The sequence below is a fragment of the bacterium genome, from assembly GCA_040755795.1.
Lineage (GTDB): Bacteria > UBA9089 > CG2-30-40-21 > CG2-30-40-21 > SBAY01 > JBFLXS01.
In genome coordinates this window covers 1-3,826 of sequence record JBFLXS010000396.1, presented here as the reverse complement: position 1 = coordinate 3,826, position 3,826 = coordinate 1, and the positions used below count along the sequence as shown (strand labels likewise).

General features: G+C 36.5%; 3 protein-coding genes. All 3 read left to right on the top strand.

The window, feature by feature from the left end; genetic code table 11:
- The first annotated feature begins 254 nt into the window (after positions 1–254).
- Genes AB1414_17265 through AB1414_17255 form a run of 3 tightly spaced genes read left to right on the top strand, consistent with a single transcriptional unit; the run spans position 255 to position 3,642 of the window.
- A complete protein-coding gene (locus AB1414_17265) occupies positions 255–1,544 on the top strand; it encodes an RHS repeat-associated core domain-containing protein (GenBank protein ID MEW6609165.1) in 1,290 nt (429 codons plus the stop codon).
- A gap of 14 nt (positions 1,545–1,558) precedes the next feature.
- Complete coding sequence (locus AB1414_17260) at positions 1,559–2,005, top strand: hypothetical protein (protein ID MEW6609164.1); 447 nt, start codon at positions 1,559–1,561, stop codon at positions 2,003–2,005.
- 56 nt (positions 2,006–2,061) lie between these two features.
- On the top strand, positions 2,062–3,642 hold the full coding sequence (locus AB1414_17255; GenBank protein MEW6609163.1) for a lamin tail domain-containing protein: 1,581 nt from the start codon (positions 2,062–2,064) through the stop codon (positions 3,640–3,642).
- Positions 3,643–3,826 lie beyond the last annotated feature (184 nt).

The window sequence follows — 3,826 nt, the reverse complement described above, 5'->3', positions numbered from 1 at the left end:
AAACATTGATTATAAATAAAAATTTGCACCAGCATTGCATTCACTCCAAGTCCTTAATTCTCAAGAGGTTGTGTAATATTCACCCCCGTTATACCGCTGAAAAGATATGTCAACAGCCTGTTGAATTGTGAATTGATATTTTAGATAACTTATTGTTAATAAAAGGAATAGAAAAATTTACTTTTTCTTTCTTTTAATTGCTCTTTGAAAATTAAGCATCTCTGACAATAGAGATTGCACCATCCTTCAGGGATTTGAATCCTTATGCAGGTGGCAAAATTACTTATAAGGATTTAGGGGATAAATTTGTAGTCAGTTGGGAGGATGTGCCATTATACGGTCGGACTGAAAAAGAGACATTTGAGGTCATACTTCATTACGATGGGCGGATTGTCTTGCAATATAAAAAATTACAAGGTGTAGATGGGTATGTCAAAGCAGGGATTGAGGATAGTGAAGGGAGAAAAGGGGTGGCCATATCATCATCCTCACTTGGGGACGGGAAGGCGTTCGAGTTGAATCTGGTTGTCAAGGAGATAGAATCGCCACCTGCAGAGAAGGTAACTATCACCAGTAAGACCTCGTATGCCTATGGTAATGGGCAGTTATGTATTAGGGTGGAGGAAAATCCGCTTGGCAGTCCAGCAAAACCATATTACTACCATAATGACCACTTAGGCTCAGCAAGGGCTATTACTGATAAAGATGGCAAGGTAGTTGAGCAGTATTTCTATTATCCCTTTGGTGGTGGCGGACCTACAGGTGGACCAACATTTACAGGTAAGGAGTTGGATGAAACAGGCTTATTTTACTTTGGCGCCCGCTACTACGACCCAGGACTGGGCAGATTTATCCAGCCTGATCCAGTTGAGAATAGTTTTAAACCAGAAGATCTCAATAAATATGTCTACTGTTACAATAACCCTTTCAAGTACATTGATCCTACAGGGATGAGAAATAATATAGTCTCAGATTGGTGGAGTGGATGGTTTGAAGGTTTTATAAGATTCTGGATTGGTGATGATTTGGCTGATAGGATATTTACTTCTGAAACCAGATTGATGTTTGAAGGATTTACCGAACCAATGTTTGAGAAGATGCTGGATATTTCTACTGGTATCCCCACGGCCTCAAAAGCATTAGGAAGTCCAGAAGTAGGATTAGGAGAAACAACGCTGGCTGTTAGTATGGCAGCATTCTCAATACTACCTGGTGATGAGGTCATCCGGTTAGGAGTGAAAGGTTGGAAACTTGGTGACCCAGTTAATAAACTGACCAGGGCTGGTAAATACCCAAGCTGGAGTACGGTAAGGGCAAGATTCTGGAAGAATGAGGCATTAAAACCTGATGCTGTAAAGGAATGGGGTGTTAAGAATGTAGCGAGGATGAAACAAGGGTTAGCTCCACAACAAATTAATCAACTTACTGGTAAGATTGAATCTAAACATCTTCATCATATTAAAGGAAGAGATATTTTTGATCCTCACAACTACGATTATTTAATACCACTTTGGCCCACTGATCACTTTAGACTTCATTATTAAGGAGAGTAATGTCTATGCCATCTTTTGATGAAGATTTTTTTAATTCAAAAGGAAAGCCTATAACCTATAAAGGAAATACTTTAATTAGGCATGATGAATTCCCAGTGGCTAAAAAAGGTAAAATTGTAGTAGTAATTGAATCAACAAATTCGGAATGGAAACAAGGTATAGGTTTAAGAACTGACAAAAGTCTTTTAATTAAAGGTTATAAAAAAGTGACAGATATTGCCATTTGGGATAAGGTGAAGAATAGACCTATTGAAATTTTCTATGAATCGAAGAATAATAAAATTTTAGTCTGGAATATTTGGGACTCAAAGAGGAGTGGGGGAATTAATTTCTGGCTAAATGGATCAGCGATGATCGTAGAAGAGCTCCCAAACGGCCGTAGATACAAATGTAACGATGCTCATCCAGATGATAACTTTGATGATATTATCTTCAGGATTGAGAGATGTTAAGATTGATAGACAAAAAATACAGAGTAAAAGAATAAAATATATCCATTCACATAAACATGAAAAAATTTCTAAATAATATTCTTATATCACTGGTATGCTTACTTTCTCTATCAGGAGTAAAAATAGTAAGTGCTCGTATAGTAATAAATGAGGTCATGTATGATCCTGAAGGAGCAGATAGTAAAGGGGATGAGTGGATAGAATTTTATAATACTGGAGCAGATGAAATAGATATGACCTGGTGGGAACTTGGGGATGAAGATGGTAATTGGTATACATTTCCAAATTTTGTATTAAAACCAGGAAGATATGTAGTAGTACATTATAATTCTAAAAATACTCCCGCGGACAACACTACAACAAATTTATATACTGGCGTAGCTGATAAATGGACTAATACCGAAGACCAAGTATCCTTGTATAGAAGTTCTATTCATGACGCATCAACTATCATAGACTTTGTAGCCTATTGTAGTGATAATATGTATACTATACCTAATTCAGATGATGATATTGCGGTCCAGGCAGGGATATGGACAAATGATACCTATATTGATACCTTTAGCCTCAAAGAAGATGATTCCTTTGGATTAAGTCCTAATGGAATTGATACAAACGAGGTGACTAATTGGTCTATCTTCAAAAATTCTACCCCAGGAGCACCCAATTTATCTACACTCCCCCCATCTACTTGTATAATAATAAATGAAGTAAGTTTTAAAGAAGACGATAGTGAAGATTGGATAGAACTTTATTGCAAAGATGACGGGAATGGAGGAAAAGGAATTGATATTGGTGATTGCTATTTAGAAAGAGATGGTTGTACAATAATAAAAACTATTTCTCCTATGACGATTATAAAAACAGGTGAGTATCTTGTGCTCCATAAAGGCGACCCTTCCAGGGACGAGAAAAATTCTGACTTAGATGGTATCATTGATTTATTTGCTCATAGTACTGCACTGGTATCTACAGATTCACAAGTAGTATTTTATGATGCTGTGGGTAATATTGAAGATGCAGTATGTTGGGCTAATTATGATGATAACTGGAGTAAGGGCGAGAAAGTAAATGTACTTGTTAAAGCAAATCAATGGATTATTGCAGGAGAAAAAGTAAAGGAATCAGATTGTGTAAATAGTAGTTCTGTTAATGATAAGGAATCAATAGCTCGGATAAATACTGTAGATACGAATAGTAAAAATGATTGGCAAGTAGACCCTACACCTACTATGGGTAAAGATAATAGAGAAATTCCTGTGAGAGCAAATATTTCAAAAATTGAACTCTCTAAAAGCCCATTTGAACCTATTAGAGAAATAACAGAAGTCTCATTTGTTTTAGCCGTTGAGTCTTCAGTAAGCGTTATAATTTATGACATAAGAGGTCGAGAGATTAAAACATTGATTGATCGTGAAAACTTATTATATGGAAAGAATAAAGTTACATGGGATGGTAAAGATGGAGAAAATAGAGTTGTTCCTATAGGTGTCTATATTTGTTATATCGAAGCTATAAATTCTATATCTAAAAGTGCTGATGCAGGAAAGATAGTTATTATTGTAGCGAAAAAGTTATCAGGGGGAAAGATTGGAGTCAGACCCAATACTGTTCGGAATGAATTTGGCATGGGATAGGGGTCGCATCTCGGGCATGGGATAGGGGTCGCATCTTGGGCATGGGATAGGGGTCGCATCTTGAGAGGCTGTTGACAAGAAAAAGTATAGTCCCTTTGATGAGGAAGAAGTTTTAATGTATGTATAACTCTATTAAAATAAAGCACTTGAGAGGTTACACTTAAATTTACATGGATTTATTCAC